This window comes from Duganella zoogloeoides, from assembly GCF_034479515.1.
GTDB classification, from domain to species: Bacteria; Pseudomonadota; Gammaproteobacteria; order Burkholderiales; family Burkholderiaceae_D; genus Rugamonas; species Rugamonas zoogloeoides.
In genome coordinates this window covers 4735380-4760473 of sequence record NZ_CP140152.1, presented here as the reverse complement: position 1 = coordinate 4760473, position 25094 = coordinate 4735380, and the positions used below count along the sequence as shown (strand labels likewise).

The 25094-nt window shown below is 63.9% G+C and carries 11 protein-coding genes; 4 read left to right on the top strand and 7 right to left on the bottom strand.

The window, feature by feature from the left end:
* Positions 1-59 precede the first annotated feature (59 nt).
* The 3 genes from SR858_RS20985 to glnE form a co-directional block, all read right to left on the bottom strand.
* The gene (locus tag SR858_RS20985) at positions 60-2903 is read right to left on the bottom strand and encodes a TonB-dependent receptor plug domain-containing protein (protein ID WP_019921593.1); all 2844 of its coding nucleotides are present in this window, start codon (positions 2901-2903) and stop codon (positions 60-62) included.
* Positions 2904-3073: 170 nt separating this feature from the next.
* Complete coding sequence (locus SR858_RS20980; protein WP_019921594.1) at positions 3074-6016, bottom strand: TonB-dependent receptor domain-containing protein; 2943 nt, start codon at positions 6014-6016, stop codon at positions 3074-3076.
* Positions 6017-6165: 149 nt separating this feature from the next.
* Positions 6166-8910 (bottom strand): bifunctional [glutamate--ammonia ligase]-adenylyl-L-tyrosine phosphorylase/[glutamate--ammonia-ligase] adenylyltransferase, encoded by a 2745-nt coding sequence (glnE, locus tag SR858_RS20975; RefSeq protein ID WP_019921595.1) that lies wholly within the window; start codon positions 8908-8910, stop codon positions 6166-6168.
* Positions 8911-9086: 176 nt separating this feature from the next.
* On the opposite strand from glnE, the gene SR858_RS20970 reads away from it, so the two are divergent.
* Genes SR858_RS20970 through tldD form a run of 3 tightly spaced genes read left to right on the top strand, consistent with a single transcriptional unit; the run spans position 9087 to position 15605 of the window.
* The gene (locus tag SR858_RS20970) at positions 9087-13304 is read left to right on the top strand and encodes a YhdP family protein (protein ID WP_026637243.1); all 4218 of its coding nucleotides are present in this window, start codon (positions 9087-9089) and stop codon (positions 13302-13304) included.
* Positions 13305-13324: 20 nt separating this feature from the next.
* Positions 13325-14125 (top strand): carbon-nitrogen hydrolase family protein, encoded by an 801-nt coding sequence (locus SR858_RS20965; RefSeq protein WP_019921597.1) that lies wholly within the window; start codon positions 13325-13327, stop codon positions 14123-14125.
* Positions 14126-14144: 19 nt separating this feature from the next.
* Complete coding sequence (gene tldD, locus SR858_RS20960) at positions 14145-15605, top strand: metalloprotease TldD (RefSeq protein WP_019921598.1); 1461 nt, start codon at positions 14145-14147, stop codon at positions 15603-15605.
* A 37-nt stretch (positions 15606-15642) separates the two neighbouring features.
* On the opposite strand, the gene SR858_RS20955 is transcribed toward tldD, so the two are convergent.
* On the bottom strand, positions 15643-18267 hold the full coding sequence (locus tag SR858_RS20955) for a TonB-dependent receptor (protein ID WP_019921599.1): 2625 nt from the start codon (positions 18265-18267) through the stop codon (positions 15643-15645).
* 519 nt (positions 18268-18786) lie between these two features.
* On the opposite strand from SR858_RS20955, the gene aroG reads away from it, so the two are divergent.
* Positions 18787-19866 (top strand): 3-deoxy-7-phosphoheptulonate synthase AroG, encoded by a 1080-nt coding sequence (gene aroG, locus SR858_RS20950; protein WP_026637245.1) that lies wholly within the window; start codon positions 18787-18789, stop codon positions 19864-19866.
* A 60-nt stretch (positions 19867-19926) separates the two neighbouring features.
* Here aroG and SR858_RS20945 read toward each other — a convergent pair whose 3' ends face one another.
* The 3 genes from SR858_RS20945 to SR858_RS20935 all read right to left on the bottom strand — a co-directional run bounded on the left by SR858_RS20945 (position 19927) and on the right by SR858_RS20935 (position 25022).
* Entirely contained in the window at positions 19927-22575 is a 2649-nt protein-coding gene (locus SR858_RS20945) for a TonB-dependent receptor (RefSeq protein ID WP_322533886.1), read from the bottom strand.
* Between the two features lie 416 nt (positions 22576-22991).
* Positions 22992-23321, bottom strand: coding sequence for a hypothetical protein (locus SR858_RS20940; RefSeq protein WP_019921602.1), 330 nt, complete (start codon positions 23319-23321; stop codon positions 22992-22994).
* A 210-nt stretch (positions 23322-23531) separates the two neighbouring features.
* The gene (locus SR858_RS20935) at positions 23532-25022 is read right to left on the bottom strand and encodes an outer membrane protein assembly factor BamB family protein (RefSeq protein WP_322533884.1); all 1491 of its coding nucleotides are present in this window, start codon (positions 25020-25022) and stop codon (positions 23532-23534) included.
* Positions 25023-25094: the final 72 nt, after the last annotated feature.

Below are 25094 nucleotides of genomic sequence, written 5' to 3'. Positions count from 1 at the left end.
GCACGTAAAAAACCCCGGCTTGCCGGGGTTTTTTTTCGCCTGCGTTTCGGCTGGTACGCTTAGCGGAACGAATACTCGGCAGTCAAACGCACCGAGCGGCCGGTGACGTCGGCATTACTCTGTGGGATGACGCCGCCTGCTTCATTAAACCCACGCAAATCCAGCGGTGGCCGGCGGTTGGTGAGGTTGCGGACAAACATGGAAATCGTCAGGTCCTTGATGCCGGTGTAACCGATATTCCAGTCGAGGCGGCCGTAGGCCTTGATGCGGCACTCGTCCGCACTCCACCTTAGCGTGGTGCAACCGTCGGACGTGTAGGTCTCGTCGAAATAATCGCCCTGCAGCGACGTTTTGCTCTGGTAGACCAGGCGCAGGCTGTTGCGGAAGTCGCCGGTCTTGAGTGCTACCGTGGCATTGGCAACGGTCTTCGAGTAGCCGTAGCGTCCGGCCAGGTTGTCGCCATAACTGTTGAGCGTGCTGCTGAAGTTTTTCAGGTCCAGCAGGTAAGTGGCGTTGAGTCCCAGGTCCACGCGGCCGATGCGGGTGTCGATGCGGGTGTTACCCGAGACATCGATGCCGCTGGTCTTGGTACGCGCCACGTTCAGGAACGAGCCGGCGGTACCGGTCAGCGCGCCGCGGGTGACGTTGTAAGTCGCTTGTTCGGCGGCGCTAAAGGTTTTGTCGCCGGCCAGGGCTGCGCGTTGGATCACGCCTGCGGGCTGGTCCGCCTCGGCCGCCAGCAGTTCGGCAGTCGACTTGATGCCGATTTCATCCTTGCGTTCGATGCGCCAGTAGTCGAGCGAGAAGTTGGTATTCTTGATCGGCTCGAGCACAAAGCCAACCGTGCCCATGTGGGTGGTTTCAGGCTTGAGGTTGGGATTGTTCAGTACCACGCTAGGGACGCCGGCAGCGCATTCATTGCCTTCGACGGTGTCTGCCCGCGCCAGCAACAAGGATTTGTTCGGGTTGCTGGCTGGCAGCGCGTCGGACTGAGTGCGCAACGCCTGGGCGAGCGACTGGGCCTGCGGGCAGCGCGCTGGATCGACCACGCCGTTATCGAAGGCGAACTTGCTCGATTGCGCGCTCTCGGTCAGGTTGGGCGCGCGGAAGCCCGATTCCAGGGTGCCGCGCAGCATGAACGCCGGCGTGGCTTTCCAGGTGGCCGCCAGCTTCGGCGACGTGTGCGCCTTAAAGCCGGGAAACTTGTCGATGCGGGCCGCGCCGATCACGTCGAAGGTGGACGTGATGGGCAGGTTCACCTCGGCAAACGCGGCCTGGGTGCTACGCGAAGCGTTGGCGGTAGCGGAGCCGTAGCCGACGATATCGCCCTGCAGCAGATTGTCGGTCGGCATGATCTTGAATTTTTCATGACGCAGCTCCACGCCGGCGGCAATGTTGATGGCGCGGTCGGCGATCTTGCCCACTTCGCCGGTCAGCTTGGCATCGACAAAATACTGGGTGATCTTGCCGTCGTAGCCGTTGACCGGGAACAGCGCGTTCAGCACTTCGGGGCTGTTGACCTTGCCGATCTGGTAGCCGTGGTTGAAGAAGTTTGGATCGCGCACGCTGAAAGTGTCGGGATCGTAGTTGTTGTAGTCGCCCACTTGCTGCTTGAAGCCGCTGTCGCTCAGCGCACCGGCGCTGCGCAGCTTGGTCTTGCTACCCATGATACCGGCAGCACTTTCCCAGTCGAAGCTGCGCCAGTTGCCCTTGACGCCGCCCAGCACGCGGTACTGGTCGCTGGTCGCGTCCTGGTACGACGGCGCGTCGGCCCAACGGTAGCGGAATTCCACATCTTCACCGGTGGTGTTGAGTGGATGCGTGGCCGGCAGGTACTGGTAGATAAAGGTGTTGCCGGCGCCCCAGACGGTGTTGGGATTGGTGGAGCCGTACGTCCCGAACGCACTGGTGTAGCTGGTCTTGGTATGCGAGTACAGCGCTTCTGCAAACGCCTCGGTGCCGCCACCGAGGTCGAACTTGGCGGACAGCAGGCCGTTGACGCGGTCGGCCTTCGGCACTGCTTCGAAGCGGCTGAAGCGATCGTACACGCACAAGCCGGCGGCGTTGAGCGTGGTGCAGCCGGGTACTGCGCCCTGGCCGATCAGGTTGCCCGGATACGAGAAGGTCGACGGCGCGCCGCGGTTGCCGAACATCAGGCCGCTGCCCGGCGCCACGGCCGAGAATTTGTTGCCGTAAGCGGGATTGATGTCATCGACCACATCGCGCCACAGCACTTCGCCACGCTTGAATACTTCGACGTTGGCCAGCACGTTGTATTTGTCGTTGACCCAGTCGCCGAAGCCAGCCGTGATACTGGCTTTTTTGGTCTTGAATTGTTCGTTTTTGACCGACTGGTCATAGCTGGCGCTGGCTTGCACGCCTTGGAAATCGGACCGGGTGATGATGTTGATGACGCCTGCCACGGCGTCGGAGCCGTAGATCGACGAGCCGCCGTTGCGCAGCACCTCGATGCGGTCGATGGCATCGAGCGGGAGCGAATCGAGATTGGTGAATACTTCGTTGTAGTCGGCCAGCGCATACGGCGCCACGCGGCGCGAGTTGAGCAATACCAGCGTCGACTGCTTGCCGAGGTTGCGCAGCGATACCGCCGAAGCGCCACTGGCAAACGAATTGGAGCCGCCGATATCGGTGAGGGTATCGCTGGAAGAAGTCAGGGTTGCGAGTGCCTCCCTGACGGAATTGACGCCGAGCCGGGTGATATCTTCGCGCTTGAGAACCTCGACAGGGGTGGCCGTCTCGGTATCGATGCGCTTGATGTTGGAACCAGTGATGACAACTTTTTCGATGGGTCTCGCGCTGTCCTCCTGCGCCATGACTACCTGCGACGAGGCCAGCGTCAGTGCAACAGCAATCACGCCAGTTTTTAAAGCAATCTTCTTCATTACGACTCCCGGGGTGGTTTTTAAGATGCCTGCATATGTCTGCGTGCAGTGCTTCCAGTATAGGAGCGCCACAATTAGTAAAAATAAAAGACATGCAAATACAACACTATTACCTTTCCGGTATGTAATGTTAGATCGATAATCGTTGTTTTTATGTCCCAAACTGGTGCTTACAAGGTCACCCGCAAACCCAGGTAGTAACGGCGGCCGATCGGGTCGTAGGTGGACGCATCGGTTTCAGCGCCGGTGGTGTTGCCCGGCAGGCCGCTGATGATCGGCGGCGGCTTGGCATTGAAGGCATTGTCCAGCCCCAGGTAAAACTGGATCGACTTGCGCAGGTCGTAGGTGAACTGGAAGTCGTTGTACGTGCGCGAACCGATCTTGACGGCGCCGGGGGCGATGTCCAGGCTCTTGAGGAACTGGTCGTCGAGCGCCACCGGGCCATTGTAGGTGGCGGTCCAGTTCAGGCCGAAGTTGCCCCATTTATAGGCGGCGTTGAGCACGGCCTTGCTGCGCGGCGCATTGACCTGGCTCGACGTGACTTCGCCGACGTCGTTGTTGCGCTGGTCTTCGGGACCGGGCGTGGCCTGGGTCCACAGTTCGCGCAGGCGGGTGTACGCCAGCCGCGTGCTCAGGCGCCCCGGTCCCATGCGGCCGGCCCACGACGCGGTCAGGTCGACGCCCTCGGTGCCGAGGCCGCCGCTATTGGTCACGGCCGTGTCGCTGTCCTCGATCGAGCCGGCCGACAGGTTGCCCACCGCGACCGGCCGGCGCTTGATGAAGCCGCAGAACACCGGGTTGCCCGCGTTGTAGCACTGGTCCAGCGCGTACTGGCGCTCGGTGGCGACGATGGCGTCGGCGATGTCGATCTTGAAGTAATCGATGGTGAAGGTGGCGCCGGCCAGTGCTGCAACAGAGCGCGGCGTCAGCACCAGGCCGACGGTGGTCGAGCGGCCTTTTTCCGCTTTCAGGTTGGGGTTGCCGGAGTTGTAGCCGCTGATGCCCTGGCGGTCGGCCTGCTGCAAGGTAAACACGCCGCCGTTGGCCGCCATGTTGGCCTGCACGCCGGGCGCGGCCATGCAGTTGACGGCCAGCGCCGAGGTCATGCCGGTAGTGACGCCTTCGCACGGGTCGACCAGGCCGGTGGGGAAGTCCTGCGACGGCGCCTGGTACAGCTCGTTGATATTGGGCGCCCGCGTGGACTGGGCGCGGGTGGCGCGGAACTTGATGTCCGGCGTGACCGACCATTCGCCGCCCGCGTTCCAGCTATTGGTGCTGCCCACGGTGGAGTAGTCGCCATGGCGGAACGTCGCCAGCAACGACAGGTCGCGCGCAAGCGGCCGATCCTTGAGCAGCGGCACCCGGGTTTCCACGAATGCTTCGCGCACCTGGTACTTGCCGTAGGTGGGCGGGGTGGCGTTGCCGGCATTGAGGCCGGCCTGGGTAAGCGGGTCGGGCACGGCGTTCGATTCTTCGCTGCGCCACTCGACGCCGGCAGCCAGGCCGATTTTGCCGGCCGGCAGTTGCCACAGTTCGCCGTTGACCGACGCGCCGGCCAGCTTCTGCGTGATCGACGTGAGCAGCGAACCGGGTGCGGTGACGTACTTGAGCGCGTCCGGCGTGACGGTGCCCAGGCCGAAGATGTTGATCGGCACGCAGCCTTCTGCCACGGCGTTGGCATCGCGGCAAACCGCTGCGCCGGTGGCGTCGGGAACGGCGTCGAGCGCGTAGCGCAGGTTGGGCACGTTGACCTGGCCGGTGGAGCTTTGCGCTTCCTTGGTGCGGCCGTAGCTGATGAAGGCCTCGTAATTCCAGTCGCGCACTGTGCCCTTGAGGCCGGTGGCCAGGCGGAAGGTGTCGCGGTCGGCCTGGGCGCGGCGCGGGCCGAACTCGGACAGGCGGCGCTGGAAGTAATAGTCGGGGATGCCGTCGTCGTCGTTGTCGCTGATGCGGTCCCACACGTATTGCGGCACCAGCGGATTTTTCACCAGTACGCCGCCCACCAGCGCCCCGGCCGGCACCTGGCCGCTTTGCTTGAAGACGTCGTCCGCGCCGAGCGGGAACGATTCGATATTGGTGGTGGTCTTGGTGGCGGCGTAAGTGCCCTCGAAGAAGGCGCTGAGGTTGTCGCCCAGGGCGCGGGTGCCGTTGAGGGCGAACAGGTAGCGCTCGGTGGGCACGGCAATGGCGCGCAATGCCGAGCGGTTGTAGCCGGTGGCCGGGCCGTTGGCGCCGTTGGTGTCGAACGGAATGATATTGCCGCTGGCGTCGTAGGTGAAACCGTCGGCGTCGTTATCGACAAAGAAGCGGCCGGCCGGCGCGAAACCGGAGTAGTAGGGGCGGATCGGCGTCAAGGCCAGGTCGGGCCGGCCACGGGTAATGGCCGAGGTCTGGTCCACGGCGGCAAACGGCCGGTCGCGCGAGTACACCGCACCTTGCTTGCTGTAGCCGAAGTGGCCCATCAGGTTGCTGGCGCCGTCGGCGCTGGTGGTGCCGAAGGTGAGCGAGAGCTTGCGCTTGTCGTCGTCGCGCTCGTGGCTCCGGCCGGCCTGGGCGTCGATTACCAGGCCCTCGAAATTGCGCTTGAGGATGATGTTGACCACGCCGGCCACGGCGTCGGAGCCGTACGTGGCCGAGGCGCCGCCGGTGAGCAGTTCCACCCGCTCGATGAAGTCGGTGGGGATGGTGTTCAGATCGACCGCCGTGTCACCGGGTACGCCGGACACGAAGCGGCGGCCGTTGACCAGCACCAGCGTGCGCGAGTCGCCCATGTTGCGCAGGTTGACGGTGGTAACGCCGCCGCCCGAGGTGAGGAAGTTGGAATTGGTGCGGCTGAGCGCGGGCGTGCCCATGGTGGGATTTTTCTGCAGCAGTTCCTGCAAGTTGGTGGCGCCCGAGGCGGCAATATCGGCCGCGCCCAGCACTTGCAACGGCGACGGCGACTCGGCGCCCGGGGCGGCGATGCGCGAGCCGGTCACGACCACCTGCTGCACTGGCCCGGCCGGGGCCGGCTGGTCCTGCGCGTGGGCAGGAGCGTGGGCCAGCGGCAGCGCAAGCGCTGCGCCGCAGGGGATGAATCGAAGCAAACGATACAGCGTTTTCTCTGTGAACATTGCGACTCCTCGTGTGTGGTTGACACCGCCTGGCGGCGGCCGCCGGCGTCCAACCGCCCGGCGTGACTGACCAATGTCGCACCGGCCCACAGCCGTGTAAACGGGAGTTCAATCAAATTCACAAAAAAGCAACAATGTTATTTTTACACTTAAGTCCGGTTGCGCGGTCCGAATAATTGCTCCCACAACGTCAGTACCTGCCTGACCTCGCCGGCCACCAGCGCCGGGTCCACCCGCGCCAGGTCCTGGCCTTGCAGGCGCAGCTGGTGCTGCAACTTGCGCAGCTTGCGGTAGGCGTTGCCCACTTCGGCCGCCAGGTCCACGTCGATCAGGCCCAGTCCGGCCATCATTTTCAGCAGGCCGATATTGCCCATGTTGACGGTCAGCTCCGGGTACTGCGCCGCGTGCTGCAGCACCAGGTATTGCACCATGAACTCGATGTCGATCATGCCGCCCGCATCCTGCTTGAGGTCGAACTGGGCGGTGGTGTTGGGCTTGGCGTCGGCCATGCGCTTGCGCATGGCGATCACCTCGGTGCGCAGCGGGCTGTCGGCCGGGCGTTCCTTGCGCAGCACGGCATCGCGGATCTGGTCGAAGCGCTGGCCGATGGCGGTGTCGCCGGCACAGAAGCGCGCGCGGGTGAGCGCCTGGTGTTCCCAGATCCAGGCCGAGCTGGTCTGGTATTTTTCAAACGCCCCCACGCTCGAGACCAGCATGCCCGAGGCGCCGTCCGGGCGCAGCGCGGTGTCGATGTCGAACAGGATGCCGGCCGACGTGTACGACGTCATCCAGGTGATGAAGCGCTGCGCCAGCTTGGCGTACTGGGCCGGCGCGTCCTGGTCGAGGTCGTCGTACAGGAAAATCACGTCGAGGTCGGACACGTAGCCGAGCTCCTTGCCGCCCAGCTTGCCGTAGGCGATCACGGCAAACTGCGGCACGTCGCGGTGGCGCGTGGCCACCGTCTGCCAGATGGCCTGGATCGCTGCGGCGACGATGGTGTCGGCCAGCGCCGACAGGTGGTCGGCCAGCCGCTCGACGGTGAGATCGCCGGCCAGGTCCTGGGCCAGCAGGTGGAACAGCTGGGCGTGGTGGATTTCGCGCAGGATGTCCATCTGCCGCTCGGTGTCGCCGGCGGCGGCGTCGAGTTGCAGGCGCAGGTCGGCGGCCAGGCTGACGGGATCGAACACGGCGTTGCGCACGCGGTCGTCGAGCAGTTCGTCGAGCAGGATCGGGTGCTGGCTCAGGAACTTCGCGGCCCAGCCGCTGGCGTGCACCATGCGGATCACGCGCGCCAGCGTGTGCGGGTACTCGGTCAGCAGCGACAGGTAGGCCGAGCGGCGCGCCACGGCTTCGAGGAAATCGAGCAGCCGGCCCAGCGTGGCGTGCTGGTCGCCGCCCGTTTCGCGCGCGCATTCGACGATTAACGGCAGCGCGGTGTTGATCAGCGCTTGCAGGCGGTTGCGGCTGGCCTCGGGCAGCGATTGCAGGCGCGGCGCCTGCCAGGTGGCGACCAGGCGCTTGGCGGCGCCGGCCGCATCGGTGAAGCCGAGCGCGCTGAACTGCGCCACCATCGCCTCGACGTTGTCGGGATCGGCGCATTCATTGCTCGATTGCAGTTCGATCTGGTGCTCGTTCTCGCTGGTTTTATCGGAGAACATTTCGTCGAACTGGCCGGCGACGAACTGGCGGTGCGCTTCCAGCTGCGCCAGCAGGGTGGGCACATCGGCCACGCCCATCATTTCCGCCACCAGCTGGCGGTCGGCGTCGTTGGCGGGCAGGGTGTGGGTCTGGGCGTCGTCCAGGTACTGCAGGCGGTGTTCCAGGTTGCGCAGGAAGGTGTAGGAAGCGAGCAGTTGATAGACGATCGTGTGAGACAACAGGCCTTTTTCGGCGACGATGCGCAACGTGGTGCGGGTGGAGCGATCGCGCAGGGCGGCGTCGCGGCCGCCCCGGATCAGCTGGAACACTTGCGTGAGGAACTCGATTTCGCGGATGCCGCCCCGGCCCAGCTTGACGTTGTTGCTGCGATCGGGGTGCAGGCGCTCCTGGCGGTTCACTTCGGCGCGAATCTGGGCGTGCATGGTGCGGATGGCGTCGATCACGCCGAAGTCGAGGTAGCGGCGGAACACGAACGGACGGACGATGGCGTCCAGCGCATCGATATCCTCGGCGCGGCCGGTGACGGCGCGCGCTTTCACCCAGGCATAGCGTTCCCACTCGCGGCCCTGGACGATCAAATAGTTCTCCACCATCGACAGGCTGGCGGCCAGAGGTCCGGAGCCGCCATTGGGACGCAATGCCATATCGACGCGGAACGTGTAGCCATCTTCCGTAATCTCCGCCAAAGCGGCGATCAGTTTTTTGCCGAGGCGAATAAAATATTCGTGGTTGGACAGGCCGCGCTGGCCGGGGCCGGCGGCAGTGTCGCCATCTTCCGGATAGACGAAGATCAGGTCGATATCGGACGAGACATTGAGTTCGCGTCCGCCTTGCTTGCCCATCGCCAGTACCATCAGTTCCTGCGGCATGCCCGAATCGCGTCCCATTGGTACGCCGTGGGACGCGCGCAGTTCGGCGTCGATTTCGGCCACGTGGCGGGCGATGGCGAAGTCGGCAAAGCGTGTCATCGCTTCCACCACTTCACCGAGGTCGGCGCGGCCTTCGAGGTCGCGGCGGATCAGGCCGCACACCAGCAGGTTGCGCAGGCGCCGCATGGCGCGTACCAGCGGCAGCGGGGGCGCGCCGTCGGGGCCGGCAATGGCTTCCTGCGCCAGCAGGGCGTCGAGGTCGATGTCGGCGAGGTTGAGTTGGCAGAGCGCGTCGGACTTGGCGGCGCGGTCGGGCGCGGCGGCCAGCCAGCGCTGGTAAAAACGGGAAACGGTAGGGGCGATCATGGGCTGGCAGCGACTCGGTTGTAAATTAATCGGAAAATGCGTGTAAAAACATTGGTTTGCGTGCCCGGCCGCCGCTGTGCGGTCGTCTCGATGCGGTAGAATCGTCGCACAGGCAACCAGCTTGAACCGAACGTAGCATTAATTGTATGGCCAGCGGCCGAATTTTTAATTATTAGATGCAGAAAACAGAAGAGGAGACCGCGACAGCCGAAGGGCCGTTGGCCGTGCGCTGGCACCGGCTGCGCGCTGCCTATCGGGTCTGCAACGTGGCTACCCATCACGTCCTCGGTTTTACCGTCAAGCTGGCGCTGCTCGGCTATTTCGCGTTTGCCATCCTGTTCCTGGTACTGCGCTACGCGGTGCTGCCCAATATCGAACATTACCGCGACGACATCGAACGCCTGGCCACCCGCGCCACCGGCAACCCCGTCACCATCGCCCGTATCGACGCCTCCTGGACCGGCTTCCGGCCCAGGTTGACGCTGGGCGACGTGGTGTTGCACGATCGCCAGGGCCGGCCCGCGCTGCGCCTGCCTGAAGTGGCGGCCACCATGTCGTGGATGACCGTGGTCACGGCGGAACCGCGCTTCCACGCCTTGTCGCTCAAGCAACCGGATCTCGACATCCGCCGCGCGGCCGACGGCAAGCTCTACGTGGCGGGCCTGTACCTCGATCCGGGCCAGCCGTCCGATGGCCGCGGCCTGGAATGGTTGCTGGCGCAGCGCGAAATCGTCATCCGCGACGGCCGCGTGCGCTGGACCGATGCCCAGCGCGGCGCCCCCACGCTGGCGCTCACGGGCGTGACCGTCCGGCTGCGCAACGAGTGGCTGCACCATCAACTGGCGCTCAAGGCCACGCCGCCGGCCGCGCTGGCCGGCCCGCTCGACGTGCGCGCCGATTTTGCCCACCCGGCTTTTGGCGCCCGTGTCTCGAATACCTCGATGTGGACCGGTGAGCTGTATGCCGACATGCGCGACACCGATGTGGCGGCCTGGAAAACCTGGCTCGACTTTCCATTCGAACTGCACTCGGGCGGCGGTTCGCTGCGCACCTGGCTCAGTTTTGACCAGCAACGCCTGACCGCCTTTACCGCCGATATCGGCCTGCGCGACGTGTCCGCCGTGCTGGCCAGGGATTTGCCGCTGCTCGACCTGCAACAGCTGACCGGACGCATTGCCGCGCGCGAGGAGTTGCCGCCGCTGGTGTCCGGCGGCGTCCGCCAGACCGGCGCCGCCCAATTCGGCGCCCGTGGCCACAGCCTCGAGATCACCAACCTGACCTTGACCACCAGCGATGGCCTGGTGATGGCGCCGACCTCGCTATCGGAAAAATTCACCGCCGCTGCCGGCCCTCGCCCGGAAAAAGTCGAGATACGCGCGCCGCAGCTGGACCTGCGCACGCTGGCCGGTATCGCCTCGCGCCTGCCGCTCACGCCGCAGCAGCGCACCTTGCTGGCCGATACGGCGCCCAGCGGCCTGCTGCGCGATTTTTCGGCCGAGTGGCAGGGCAAGTTTCCGGCGCTGCAATCGTACCGGGTCAAGGGCGACCTGGTGGGCCTGGGCCTGAAACCGCAGCCGGCGCGCCTGGCCCAGCCGAAAAGCGGCAAAAACCCGGCCACGGCGGCAGTGCCGGCAATTCCCGGCTTCGACAATCTCACCGGCGCCATCGACGCCACCGACCGCGGCGGCAGTTTCAGCCTGGCGTCGGAACAGCTGGTGCTGCAACTGCCCGGCTATTTCACCGACCCGGCCATGCCGTTCGACCGGCTCAACCTCAAGGCCAGCTGGTCGTTCGAGGACAAGGACCAGTTGCTGCTCAAGATAGACAGCATGGACTTCCTGCAGGAGGGCTTGTCCGGCACCTTGCGCGGCAGCCACACCATGCCGTTGTCGGGCAAGGGCGCGGGGCAGGTCGATCTGACCGGCACGCTCGACGGTTTCCAGGTCAACCGCATCAACCGCTACCTGCCGCTGCAGACTCCGCACGAGCTGTACGCTTGGCTGACCGGCGCGCTCGAGGGCGGCACCGCCAGCGATGTCAGCGTGCGGGTGCGCGGCGACCTCGCGCATTTCCCGTTCCAGGGCGAGCACGCGCCGCACGGCGAATTCAAGGTGGCCGGCAAGCTCACCGAGGGCAAACTGAACTACGCCCCCGGGCATTACCTGCGCGGTGGAAAAGAACTGGGCAAGGACGGCCAGCCGCTGCCCGAGTGGCCGCAGGCCGAACACATCAAGGGCAGCTTCGTGTTCGAGCGCGGCCGCATGGAGATACGCGGCGATACAGCCACCACGGCCGGCGTGGCGCTCACCAATGTCAAGGCGGTGATCCCCGATTTGACGATCCACGATTCGATGCTGGAAATCGACGGCAATGCCGCCGGGCCCATGCAGGAATTCCTCAAGTACGTCGATCACAGCCCGGTGCTGGAATGGATTTCGCATTTCACCGAGGACACCGAAGCGACCGGCAACGCCACGCTGGCGCTCAAGCTGCGCCTGCCGCTGGCGCACCTGCTCGACGCCAAGGTGGACGGCACGCTGCAACTCAACAACAACGACTTCGTGCTGATGAAGGATTTGCCGGTGGTGCAGGCGGCGCAAGGCAAGATCGAGTTCAACGAGCGCGGCGTCAATCTCAACCAGCTGTCCGGCACCTTCCTCGACGGCCCGGTGTCGATTACCGGCGGCACCCAGCGCGACAACGCCATCGTCATCAAGCTCGGCGGCATGCTCACTGCCGATGGCTTCCGCAAGACCTACCAGGCGCCGGTGATGCAGCGCCTGGCCAGTCATTTCTCGGGCACGGCCCGGTACACCGGCACGGTCACGGTGCGCGACCATCAACTGGTGGTTGCCGTCGATTCCAACCTGTCGGGGCTGGCGCTGGATTTGCCCGCGCCGGTCGCCAAGCCGGCGGCGGACACCATGCCGCTGCGCTTCGTGCTCAATAGCGGCCTGACGCCCGATGCCGGCGGCGCGCTGCACGACGATATCCGCATCGCCCTGGGCAGCGGCATTGCCGCCCATTACCAGCGCCAGAAGACCGTGACTGCCAGCGGCAAAACGCCGTGGCAACTGGTGCGCGGCGGCATCGGCATCAACACCCCGGCGCCCGAGCCGGAGAGCGGCCTGACGCTCAACATCAACCTGCCCGTGTTCAATGCCGACGCCTGGCTCGACTTCGGCAAGGCTGTGGCCGGCGAAGGACCAAACAACAGCACGGCCGCCGCCTTCACGGGCGACGCCGACAGCGCCGATTTCAGCCAGTACGTGGTGCCGGACGCGATTGCCGCGCGCACCGGCGAACTTCTGATCGGCGCGCGCAAGCTGGAAAACGTGGTGGTCGGCGTCACGCGCCACAAAAGCATCTGGCAAGCCAATATCGACTCCACCCAGGCCAACGGCCACCTGACCTGGAGCGAACCGTCCACCGGCCACGGCCTGGGCAAGGTGACAGCGCGCCTGTCGTCGCTGGTGATTCCCGCTTCGGCCTCGAACGAAGTGGCCGACCTGTTGGATGGCAAGAGCAGCGCGGCCGCCACCATCCCGGCGCTGGACATCAAGATCGAGCGCTTCGAGCTGTTCAACAAGCCGCTGGGCGAGCTCGACCTGCAAGCGAGCAATGTGCAACTGCCCGATTCGCGTGTGTGGCGCATCAGCAAGCTGTCGCTGGCCAATGCCGACGGCGAACTGACCGGCACCGGCAAGTGGACTACGCGCGGCAATGCCCATACCACCGACCTCAATTTCAACCTCGACATCATCGACGCCGGCAAGCTGCTCGACCGCTTCGGCTTTGTCGGTACCGTGCGCAATGGCAAGGGTTCGCTCAAGGGCGATATCGCCTGGAACGGCTTGCCGTACGCGATGGACTTGCCGAGCCTGTCGGGCCAGATCGTCATGAATGTCGAAAAGGGCCAGTTCATCAAGCAGGACCCGGGCGCCGCCAAGCTGCTGGGCGTGCTCAGCCTGCAAGCGTTGCCGCGCCTGCTCAAGCTCGATTTCCACGACGTCTTTTCCGAAGGGCTGGCGTTCGACGGCCTGACCGCCAACGCCGCCATCGAGCGCGGCATCGTGCGCACCGAGAACCTGAAAATGCACGGCATGGCCGCCACCGTGTTGATGGACGGCAGCGCCGACATCGCCAACGAACTGACCAATCTGCACGTGGTGGTGATACCGGAAGTGAACCTCGGCACGGCGCCGCTGGTGTATGCGCTGGCCGTCAATCCCGTCATCGGTCTGGGCAGTTTTCTGGCGCAATTATTCCTCAGTGCCCCCGTGATGAAGGCATTGACCTATCATATGCAGGTGACCGGGCCGTGGAAGGCGCCGGTTGTCACCAAGCTCGACGCCGCCAAAACGGAGCCGCCGGCGGCCAAGAGCGCACAATAGACAAAACAGGGAGACTTGCCATGCGCCATACCGTCGCCGCCATCCAGATGATTTCCTCGCCGTCCGTACCGGACAATATCGCCACCGCCGACCGCCTGGTGCGCCATGCCGCCGCCGCCGGCGCCCTGTTGGTGCTGCTGCCCGAGTACTGGGCCATCATGGGCATCAACGATGCCGACAAGGTGGCCGTGGCCGAGCCGCTGGGCCAGGGCCCGATCCAGGACTTCATGGCCGGCCTGGCGAAGGAACTTGGCATCTGGCTGATCGGCGGCACGCTGCCGCTGGCCTCGAGTGATCCGCTCAAGGTGGTCAACACCACGCTGGTGTACAGCCCGCAGGGCGAATCGGCCGGCCGCTACGACAAGATCCACCTGTTCGGCTTCAGCCAGGGAAACGAGTCGTACAACGAATCGAAGACCATCGTGCCCGGCAAAAACCTCGGGGTGCTCGACGCGCCGTTCGGCAAGGTGGGCATGTCGGTGTGCTACGACCTGCGCTTCCCCGAGCTGTTCCGCGCCATGGGCCCGGTGTCGCTGATCGTGCTGCCGGCGGCGTTTACCTACACCACCGGCCAGGCCCACTGGGAAATCCTGCTGCGCGCGCGCGCCATCGAAAACCAGTGCTATGTGCTGGCCGCCGCGCAAGGCGGCATGCATCCGAACGGCCGCCGTACCTGGGGCCACAGCATGCTGATCGACCCGTGGGGTACCGTGAAATCGGTGCTGGCCGAAGGCGAGGGCGTGGTGACCGGCGAGATCGACCCGGCCTTCATGGAAGGCGTGCGCCAGAGCTTGCCGGCGCTGAAGCACAGGACCATGTAAATTTAGTACGAGAACCATCATGAAGCCATTCGAAGCCAACCTCTCCACCCTGGCGGTCGCCCGCGACATCCTGCTCACGCCGTTCGGCCTGGACGAGGACAAGCTGCTGAAAACCCTGGGGGCGATGTTTACCCACAAGGTCGATTACGCCGACCTGTACTTCCAGTTCACCAAGAGCGAGGGCTGGAGCCTGGAGGAGGGCATCGTCAAGACCGGCAGCTTCGCCATCGACCAGGGCGTGGGCGTACGCGCTGTTTCAGGCGACAAGACGGCGTTCTCGTACTCGGACGATATTTCGGAAGTCGCGCTGCGCGAGGCGGCGGCCGCTACCCGCACGATTGCCCGCGTGGGCAACGGCAAGATCAAGGTGGCCGGCGCTATCACGCCGGTGGGCGGACGGGCGCTGTACCTGCCGCACGATCCGCTCGCGTCGCTCGATGCGACCGCCAAGGTGGCGCTGCTCGAACGCGTCGAAAAGATGGCGCGCGCGCGCGACCCGCGCGTGGTGCAGGTGATGGCGGGCCTGGCCGGCGAATACGACGTGGTGCTGGTCGCCCGCAGCGACGGCGTGCTGGCGGCCGACATCCGGCCGCTGGTGCGGCTGTCGCTGACCGTGATCGTCGAGCAGGATGGCCGCCGCGAAACCGGCTCGTCGGGCGGCGGCGGGCGTTACAGCTACGATTACTTCAGCGATGCACTGCTGGCATCGTATGCGGCCGAAGCGGTCGATGCGGCCGTGGTCAACCTCGATGCGCGCCCGGCGCCGGCCGGTCCGATGACCGTGGTGCTGGGACCGGGCTGGCCCGGCATCCTGCTGCACGAGGCGATCGGCCACGGCCTCGAGGGCGACTTCAACCGCAAGGGTTCTTCGACGTTCTCGGGCATGATCGGCGAGCGCGTCGCGGCCAAGGGCGTGACCGTGGTGGACGACGGCACCTTGCCCGACCGCCGCGGCTCGCTCAATATCGACGACGAGGGCAATCCCACCCAGTGCACCACGCTGATCGAGGACGGCATCCTGACCGGCTACATCCAGGACACCATGAACGCGCGCCTGATGAAGATGCCGGTCACCGGCAACGCCCGCCGCGAATCGTTCGCCCACCTGCCGATGCCGCGCATGACCAACACCTATATGCTGGGCGGCGACATGGACCCGGGCGAGATCCTGGCGTCGGTGAAAAACGGCTTGTACGCGGTCAATTTCGGCGGCGGCCAGGTCGATATCACCAACGGCAAGTTTGTGTTCTCGGCCAGCGAGGCCTACATGATCGAAGATGGCAAGGTGACGTACCCGGTCAAGGGCGCCACGCTGATCGGCAACGGCCCGGAGGTATTGAATCGCGTGTCGATGATCGGCAACGACATGCGGCTCGACCCCGGCGTGGGCGTGTGCGGCAAGGAGGGGCAGAGCGTACCGGTGGGCGTGGGACAGCCGACATTACGTATCGACGGCGTCACCGTCGGTGGCACGGCGTAAAAATGAAAGACCCGGCACTGCCGGGTTTTTTGTTGCGTTAAAACTTGTACGTCGCCTTCACGTAAAACGTGCGGCCCAGCGGATCCGTGTAGCGGGGATCGTAACCGCTCTGGAATGTCGTGCCCTGGTTGGTGTAGGGCGGGTTGGTGTCGAACAGGTTTTTCACGCCCACCGTCAGGTCGGTGTTCTTGAAGCCGGCGTAGCTGCCCGACAGCGAGAACGTCGAATACGCGCGCACCTTGTGCTTGTATTCGTCATCGACGTCGTTCTGGTCCACGTAGCCACTCAGGAACTTGTTCGACAGGCTGGCGCTCCACACGCCTTGCTTCCAGTTGATGGTGGCGTTGTGCTTCCAGCGGAAGACAGGGTTGTCGTCGCCGTACACGCCCACGTTTTCAACAAAGGCGCCGCCGGCCTCGTTCTGGTACTTGTAGCTGTTGACCCAGGTGCCGTCGAACACGAAGGCAAAGTCGCCGGCCGCGCTGCGCGGCAGTTTCCAGCGCAAGGTGGCGTCGATGCCGGACGTGTGGACTTCGCCGAGGTTGTCGAGCACGGCATTCACGTATTGCAGCGTCTTGCCGTCGGCCGAGTACACGAAGTAGCTGGCGTACTTGTCGTAATCGTTGAAGATCGTGGTCTCCGACACCGTGCCGATCTTGTTGCGGATCTTGATGTTGAAGTAGTCGAGCGACATGCTGAGCGCATTGGTCGGCTCGAACACGGCGCCCAGTGCGAAGGTCTTCGATTTCTCGGGTTTGAGGTTGAGGTTGCCGCCGCTGCGGATGTATTGCTGCTGGTTGCAGGCCACGTTGGGGTTGGCGCCGGCGACCACCGTGCCGCCCGGGCACAGCACCGGATCGTCATACGAATTGCCGGTGAAGGTGGACGTGGCCGGACCGTGCAGGTCGTACAGGGTCGGCGCACGGAAGCCGGTGTTGTACGAGGTGCGCAGCATGATCTGCTTGCTTGGCTGCCAGCGCAGGCCGATCTTCGGATTGAAGCTGCCACCGACGTCGTTGTAGTGGTCGTAGCGGGCGGCCAGCGACAGTTCCACGTTCTTGGCCAGCGGCGCGCTCAGCTCCGAGTACAGCGCGGCGATATTGCGCTGGCCCGACTGGTCTTGCGCATCGGCGTAGCCGGAGCTCGACGCCTGCGAGGCCAGCTCGGTGTTGACGTCGTAGGTAGCCTTGTCGTGGCGGAATTCGGTGCCCACCGCAAAGCCGACCGAACCGGCCGGCAGCGTGAAGATTTCGCGGCTCACCTTGGCATCGACGCCGATGCTGGTCATGCGCGCCGACAGGTACTCGCCGCGCAGCTGGGCGGAATCGAGATACGCGGCACCGTCGGTCGATTGCTCGCCGAACGGATTCAGGATGCCATTGAGTACGCCGGCTTTCATCAGGGTGTCGTTGGTGTACCCCTCGACGAAGGCGCTGGTGGCCTTGCTGGTGGCGTAGGTCAGGCCCACGTTGTAGTCCCAGCCGGCCACCAGGCCTTCGGAACCGAGCACCAGGCGGTCGGAGATGCTGGTGTCGTAGCCGACGCGGTTGCCGGCGGCCACGGTGCGCCAGTTGACGGTGAGGTCTTCACCCGTGAGGCCGGCCACGGCCGGTACGCCGGCGCTGCCGCCCGGGTAGTACGGGCTGCTGGACGTCATGGTGATGCCGGTCAGCGGCGACGGCGCAATGCTGCTGCTGTTGGTGCTGCGGCTGTGCAGGTATTCGACCGTGCCCAGGTTCTCGCCGCCCAGTTTAAAGGTGGCCTTGCCGAGGAACGACTCCTGCTTGGTTTTCGGGATCGACTGGATGTAGGCGGTGGTATCGGTGCGGCAGGTGCCGTTGGCCGCAGCAATCAGGCCCTTGCCCACGCAGCCGCTGGCGTAATAGGGGTTGCCGGTGACGCCGTTATCGGAGAAGAAATTGCCCGGCTGCGAGGTGCCGCTGCTGTTGTTGATGCCACGGTCCGGGCGCACGCTGGTGCTGGAAAAATCGCGTTCGACGGCCGACAGCGCGGTCTGCTTGTGCAAGTCCACCACGCCGAAGAAGTTGTAGCCATCCTTGTCGAGGTCGCCGAAGCCGCCCGACAGGTTCAGGCGCGACTCGCCGCCCGAGCCGCTCGCTTGCGGCTGGTAGCGCTCCACGCTGACGGTGGCGCCTTGCACTTCGCGCTTGGTGATGAAGTTGATCACGCCGCCGATGGCGTCGGTACCGTAGATGGCCGAGGCGCCGTCGCGCAGCACTTCCACGCGTTCGAGCGCGGACAGCGGGATGATGTTCAGGTCCACGCTGGAACCGTTGAACGGATGGTTGGCGATGCGGCGGCCGTTGAGCAGCACCAGCGTCTTGTTGCTGCCCAGGCCACGCAGGTCGGCGGTGGCAATGCCGCCGGTGCCGGAACCGACCGACTGGCTGCTGGTCGTCGAACTCTGGTTCATCGAGATGGTGTTGAGCACCTCGGCTGCCGTCGTCAGGCCCTGCTTGACGAAGTCGCTGGCCTTGATCGAGGTGATCGGCAGCGCCGTTTCGCTGGCCAGGCGCTTGATGCTCGAACCGGTCACTTCCACGCGCTGGATCGCAGCGTCGTCGGTGCCGGTTTGCGCCATGGCGCCGTGCATGCCGGTTGCCAGGGTACCGGCAAACACCAGGCGCAGGGCCCGGGACATCGCTCTTTCAATCATTGTTATCACTCCTGCTGTGCATTGGTATGGTTGGGTTTGTCGTGTAGACAGTCCATCAGATCATCCGGGCGCAGGTGGAAACAATGCGGTTTAAATAAGTATGCGGATTACCAACAGTCACGAACCATCACAACTGTAAAGATGGTTTTCTGCGTTAAATGGGAGGTGTCGTCCTGCAGGCCGCATGTCTTCGTCTTACATCTGGACACATAGCGCGTGATGTAAAGAGAAATGGGCGGGTGTAAATTTTTGTAGGGAAGGGCTTGCCAACTTCGTATTGACCGGCGTATAGTCAGTCCACTCTTTACCAAACACACACCGAATTCGTTGCCATGACCTGCTTCTTCTTTACCGGCTACTTTTACTTTAGCAATTCCAATCCCGAGGCGGTGGAGTAGCGGCCGGTGCACGTAGCAGTAAAACGAGTTCCAGCAAATCCTGAAAAAACCGCCTCCACAGGCGGTTTTTTTTTACCCCGACTTTTTTGAAACAATGGAGAACAGCATGCCCCGCACCGATGATTTACGTATCCGCGAAATGAAGGAATTGACGCCACCGTCCCACCTGATTCGCGAGTATGCGTGCACGGAGACTGCTGCCAACACGGCAGCCGCTGCGCGCATCGCGCTGCACCGCATCCTGCACGGCCAGGACGACCGCCTGATGGTGGTGGTGGGCCCGTGCTCGATCCACGACACGAAAGCGGCGATGGAATACGCGCACCGCCTGGTACAGCTGCGTAACGAGCTCAAGGGCGACCTCGAAATCGTCATGCGCGTGTACTTCGAAAAGCCGCGCACGACCGTGGGCTGGAAGGGCCTGATCAACGATCCGTTCATGGACAGCAGCTTCCGCATCAATGACGGCCTGCGCATGGCGCGCGAGCTGCTGCGCGACATTAACGAACTGGGCCTTCCGGCCGGCACCGAGTACCTCGACGTGATCAGTCCGCAATACATCGCCGACCTGATCAGCTGGGGCGCGATCGGCGCCCGCACCACCGAGTCGCAGGTGCACCGCGAGCTGGCGTCCGGCCTGTCCTGTCCGGTCGGTTTCAAGAATGGCACCGACGGCAATGTCAAGATCGCGGTCGATGCGATCAAGGCCGCGTCGCAGCCGCACCATTTCCTGTCGGTGACCAAGGGCGGCCACTCGGCCATCGTGTCCACCGCCGGCAACGAGGACTGCCACATCATCCTGCGTGGCGGCAAGGCGCCCAACTACGACGCCGCCAGCGTCGATGAAGCGTGCAAGGCGATCGGCGCGCAAGGCCTGGCGCCGCGCGTGATGATCGACGCTTCGCACGCCAACAGTTCGAAAAAGCCGGAAAACCAGGTGCCGGTCTGCGCTGACATCGCCGGCCAGGTGGCCGGTGGCGACACCCGCATCGTGGGCGTGATGGTGGAATCGCACCTGGTGGGCGGCCGCCAGGACCTCGAACCAGGCAAGGAACTGACCTACGGCCAGTCCGTCACCGACGGCTGCATCGACTGGGACAGCAGCGTGCAGGTGCTGCAGGGGCTCGCTGCCGCCGTGCGCCAGCGCCGCCTGGCGACGCAGGCGGCCAAAGCCGCTTCCAAATAAAGCCCCCTTGGAATCTCGAAAAACCCTAGCGAATCGCGCTACAGGTTTTTCGATACTCCCTTAGAAAGTATAGCTGCCGCGCACGTAGAGGGCGCGGCCGACCGGATCCGTGTAGCGCGGATCGTAGCCCTTCTGGAACAGTGTGCCCTGGTTCGAGAACGGCGGCTCCTTGTCCAGCAGGTTTTTCACGCCGGCCGTCAGCGACAGGCCGGCGAACCCGGTGTACGTGCCCGACAGGTTCCACAGGCTGTACGACGGCACCCGGTTCAGGAAAGCGTCCTCGATGTCGAGGTTCTGGTCCTGGTAGCCGGACTTGTACGACTGCGCCAGGGTGGCGCTCCAGCTGGCCAGGCGCCAGTTCAGCGCAGCGTTGTGCTTCCAGCGGAACACCGGGTTGTTGGCGGCGTAGCGGGCCACGTTCTGGGTGTAGGCGCCGCCGATTTCGTCCTGGTATTCATACTTGTGGACCCAGGTGCCATCGACGGTCAAGGTCAGGTTGCCATAGGCGCTGGCGCCGGAGCGCAGCGTCAGGCTCACATCGACGCCGTCGGTATTGACCTTGCCCAGGTTTTCCTTCAAGTCCAGGATCGCGTTTGGCGTGCCGTCGGGGTTGCGCAGGAAGCGCTCGCGGTATTTTTCGAAGTCGCCGTAGATGACTTCCTCGGGCAGGGCATTGATCTTGTCCTTGAGCCGGATGTTGAAGTAATCGGCCGAAACGGTCAGTTGCGGCACCGGTTCGAGCACCACGCCGAAGGCAAACGTCTTCGATTTTTCCGGTTTCAGCGCAGGGTTGCCGCCTTGCAGCTTGTACTGTTGCAGGTCGCAGTCGCGCAGCGGATTGGCGATCGGGTTGTTAGCCAGCACGCCGCCCGGGCACAGGATCGGATCGTTGTACGAGTTGTTGGTATCGTTGCGCGAGAGCGGGGCGTTCTTTTCGAACAACGTCGGCGCGCGGAAGCCGGTGGAGGCCGAACCACGCAGCAGCAGCAGCTTGGTCGGCTGATAGCGCACGCCGATTTTCGGGTTGGTGGTGTTGCCGGCGTCGCTGTACTTGTCGTAGCGGGTGGCCAGTTGTACTTCCAGGTCTTGCAGCAGCGGCAGGTTCAGTTCGCCGAAGATGGCCTTGATGGTGCGCGAGCCGTCCGTCGATTGCGAACCGGACAGGCCCGAGCTGGCAGCCTGGCCGGCGATCTCGCGGTTGACGAAGAAATCCGCCTCCTCGCGGCGCAGTTCGCCGCCAATGGCGACAGCCGCCTTGCCTCCGCGCATATCCCACAGTTCACGGCTGGCCTTGGCGTCGATGCCGGTGTTGCGGGTTTTTCCTTTTTGCACCTGGCCGCGCAGCGCCGTGCTTTCCAAATACGCCTTGCCGGCGGCGTCCTGTGCTGCGAACGGGTTGAGGATGCCGTTGCGCACGCCCGCCGCGAACGATTCGTCGCGTACATAGCCGCCGGTAAAATATTCCGCCGAACGGCTTTCCGACAGCGTAAAGCCGGTCTTGTAATCCCAGCCGCGCAGCAAGCCTTCGACCGAGATGGAGAGGCGGTCGGCCTGGCCCTTGGAGACGATTTCGCGCTGGCCCGCCTCGGTGGGGCGCCAGTTCACCGACAGCGGCTGGCCCGACAGCCCCGGCATGGCCGGCGTGCCGCCCGCGTTGCCCGGATAGTATTTACTGGTGTTGGGCAGGACCAGGTTGGCTTGCGGCGGCGGCGCGGTGTGCGACAGCACGTCGTTTTCCGCGTGCAGGTATTCGACCGAGGCCTGGTGGTCGTTATTGATCTTGAAGGTGGCCTTGCCGAAGAAGGTTTTTTGTTCCTGCTCTGGCAGGTTGTCGATTTGCCGCGTGTAGTCCTGGCGGCAGGTGCCGTTGCTGGCGCGCGGCACCGACAGCGGGGCGTCGCAGCCGGTGGCAAAGCCGGGATTGCCGGTGGCGCCCGAGCCGGGGTCGAAGTAGTTGCCGGGGAACGTGGTGCCGGAAGTGAGGTTCAGGCCACGCGACGGAATGATGCCGGTCTTGGAAAACTCGCGCATTTGCGAGTCGAGGATATCGGTCTTGTGATAATCGAACACGCCGAACACGTTGTAGCCGTCTGCTTCCAGGTCGCCGAAGCCGCTCGAGATATTGAAGCGTTTTTCGTCGGCGCCCGGCTTGCGCGGGGCAATCGCTTCGGCGGTAATGGTGGTGGTCTTGACGTTGCGCCTGGTAATGAAGTTGATCACGCCGCCGATGGCGTCGGTGCCGTAAATGGCCGAGGCGCCGTCGCGCAGCACTTCCACCCGCTCCAGGGCCGTGACGGGAATGATGTTGAGGTCCACGCTGGCGCCATCGTACGGGTGGTTGGCGATGCGGCGGCCATTGAGCAGCACCAGGGTCTTGTCGCCACCGAGGCCGCGCAAGTCGGCGCTGGCCTGGCCGCCGGTGGGCAGGCCCGAGCTGTTGCCGCCGACGGCATTGCCAGCGCCAAAGCTCGAACTGTTCGACGGTATGCGATCGAGCACTTCCTGGGCCGTGGTCAGGCCTTGCTTGACGAAGTCGTCGGCGCGGAACACGGTGAGCGGATTGGCCGTTTCCGACACCAGCCGCTTGATCGACGAGCCGGTCACTTCCACGCGCTGCATGGGCGCATCGGTTGTTTGCGCCTGCGCAGCGTTGATTGCTGCCAACCCCAGCAGGGCGCCGGTACTGCCGATGCGGATGCTTCTTGCCATGACTTTCACCACCATGATTTCACTCTCCCAAATGAACGCTGCAGTTTTTAGTTGACCTCGACATGCGATCACGTGGAAACGTGATGCACGCACCCATCAAATCACCGGCATGAAATTACTGTCAACATTGAAAATTTTGTAATTTCATGTAGCCGGCAGCTTTGTGCATTGGTCGCCAGACGTCGGCAGTTTGCCAAGACAGACGCATATTCGGTGGCGCTCAAATTAAGCAGTGGGAAAGATGGTGCTGCAGCGCAATTGGCTACGTAACATACGACAAGACTGTGGTCGCAGTGCTACAGTGCGGAGTAAGCGATCCGCATGAAACAAATGCAATAGTGTAGAGGGGCGGGTGACTTTTTTGCCACAAAAAAGCATGTCCTTGGCATACTGGCCAGCGACCGCCGGTAGTCGGATCAGCAGTCGGTGCCGCACAGCTTCATGGTCATATTGCCAAGATACTGTTCAGGACGCAACTTGACTGCTGGCGCCAGCGTGACTTTTCCGCTGTCTGCTTCGCCCAGCGCCGGCGCCAGATGAACTTGGCCATTGTCGCTGACCTTGGCGTACATCACGCCGGTGGCGAGGTGACCGCCGGTCTCCACGGCGGGAACTGCACCGATCGCGCTCTCGAGCGGCGCGTCAAGCGGCCGGGCCGACAGGTGCGACACGTCGCCGCCCTCGACCACGCAGCCAGAGACTGCGGACGCGATAATCACGATTGCTGCCCAGTGTTGATAGCGCATGATGAGTTCCCCTTGTTTTGATTTCAAAAAAATAATATTAATTTAGTTATGGCAAACCTACTAATTGAAATTACGGTTTGTGTTAGGTAGCGAACACAACTGTTGATTAACACCGCCGCTTTGGTTGTGACCGTTGCGAAAAGGCGTTAATTACAAAAAAAAAGCCGGGCCGCTATGGAGGCGGCCCGGCTTGTTACTTCGCTGCGTGGCTTACTTGAGATTGACGGCTACAGTGGCATCCGCACTCTGAATATACAGCACACCATTCTGGCTGATCGACAACAGGCCGGCCATCGGGTAGCTCCATACCGTCTTGCGGGTCACCTTGTCGATTGCGTAGGTGACGCGGTTGGTGCTGACGAACAGCAGGTTTTTGGTCACCACGGCCGGGCCGTAGAACGACGACTCGGTGTTCAGTTGTGGCGTCCACGACCACTGCAGTGCGCCATCGGCTTCGGCGCGTGCTTCCAGCCGGAACGGATTGGTGTTGAGCGCGTACAGCACGCCGGCGGAGTAGGCCGGCGAGATGCCGTAGCTGCCGGTCACACGCCAATCGATGAAGCTCTTGGCGATGTCGAACCGGGTCAGGCTGTAGCTGGTGTTACCAGTGTTGCTGTTGTAGACACCGGTCGTGGTATACACGCCATTGGCGCCGATGACAGGCGCACCGCTGCCCTGGCTGTAGAAGCTGCTGTTACTGTCGCGAACAGTGGCCAGGCGCTCGCCGGTTTTCGGTTTGAAGACCACGATCGCGTCGCCGGTGAACAGGTACACACCGTTGGCATCGGCTGCAGGCGCCCATTGTGATGCTGCCGAGCCGGCGGTGGTATTGAACAGCGTTTCGCCGGTGGTGCTGTAGCCATACAGGCCGACATACGAACCGCCGTTGGTATAAATCACGCCATCCTGGACGACCGGCGAGGACAGCCGGTCATAGATCGAGCCCACGCGCGCACGGAACTGTACCGTGCCGGTGGCTGCGTCGAACGCGAACATATAGTTGGCGTCGGACTGGCTGCCGACGGCATACACCACGCCATTGGCGACCGCCGGCGGATTGACCGGGTAATAGGAGCTGTTGCTGAAGTCGTATTTCCAGGCGCGGCTGCCGTCGGTTTCTTTGTAGGCATAGAGCGAGGTGGCGTCGGTCGTGTACAGCAGGCCGTTGGCGGTGACCTGTGGCGCCACGGTGTTGCCGTTCGAGCTGGCGGGGGTGCCCGTCAGGCCGCGTTTCCAGCGCAGGGCGATCTGGTCGGGCTTGATCTCGACCGGCACGTAGCCGGTGTGGGCGCTGTTGCCCTGGAAGGTGGACCAGTCGCCGGCGCCAGTCATCGCCGACAGCGCAGTGAGGTTGTCGCCAGGCCAGGCCGTCTCGGTACCGACGATGGTGATGTCGTAGGGCACGCTGATGGATGCCACAGCTTGCGGGGTCGTGCATGCCTGGTCGCTGCACAGCTTGATGGTGGCATTGCCCTTGTAGCGTCCCGGCGCCACGCCGGTGGCGGTATCGAGCGAGAATGTGTACAGGCCGCTGGCGCCTGCCGTGACTTGCACTGGTGCTTGCAACACACCGGCGGCGTCGCTGGCGCTGGCGTACACGGTGCCGGTCGGCGTGAAATTGGCGGCCTGAGCGGTTACTACCAGGTTGACGCCGACATTGCTGGCCATTACGCGCGCAAGCGTACCCGACTGTACTGTCATGGTCGCCACGACCGGTGGCGTCGTCGGTGCTGTCGGCGCCGTTGGCGCCGGTGCTGTCGAGTCACTGCCACC

Excerpts from the sequence above, each read along its gene's own strand:
- tldD (WP_019921598.1), top strand. The coding sequence starts at position 14,145 with ATGAAGCCATTCGAAGCCAACCTCTCCACCCTGGCGGTCGCCCGCGAC.
- SR858_RS20965 (WP_019921597.1), top strand. The coding sequence starts at position 13,325 with ATGCGCCATACCGTCGCCGCCATCCAGATGATTTCCTCGCCGTCCGTA.
- glnE (WP_019921595.1), bottom strand. The coding sequence starts at position 8,910 with ATGATCGCCCCTACCGTTTCCCGTTTTTACCAGCGCTGGCTGGCCGCC.
- SR858_RS20940 (WP_019921602.1), bottom strand. The coding sequence starts at position 23,321 with ATGCGCTATCAACACTGGGCAGCAATCGTGATTATCGCGTCCGCAGTC.
- SR858_RS20935 (WP_322533884.1), bottom strand. The coding sequence starts at position 25,022 with ATGACAGTACAGTCGGGTACGCTTGCGCGCGTAATGGCCAGCAATGTC.
- SR858_RS20980 (WP_019921594.1), bottom strand. The coding sequence starts at position 6,016 with ATGTTCACAGAGAAAACGCTGTATCGTTTGCTTCGATTCATCCCCTGC.
- aroG (WP_026637245.1), top strand. The coding sequence starts at position 18,787 with ATGCCCCGCACCGATGATTTACGTATCCGCGAAATGAAGGAATTGACG.
- SR858_RS20985 (WP_019921593.1), bottom strand. The coding sequence starts at position 2,903 with ATGAAGAAGATTGCTTTAAAAACTGGCGTGATTGCTGTTGCACTGACG.
- SR858_RS20970 (WP_026637243.1), top strand. The coding sequence starts at position 9,087 with ATGCAGAAAACAGAAGAGGAGACCGCGACAGCCGAAGGGCCGTTGGCC.
- SR858_RS20955 (WP_019921599.1), bottom strand. The coding sequence starts at position 18,267 with ATGTCCCGGGCCCTGCGCCTGGTGTTTGCCGGTACCCTGGCAACCGGC.
- SR858_RS20945 (WP_322533886.1), bottom strand. The coding sequence starts at position 22,575 with ATGGCAAGAAGCATCCGCATCGGCAGTACCGGCGCCCTGCTGGGGTTG.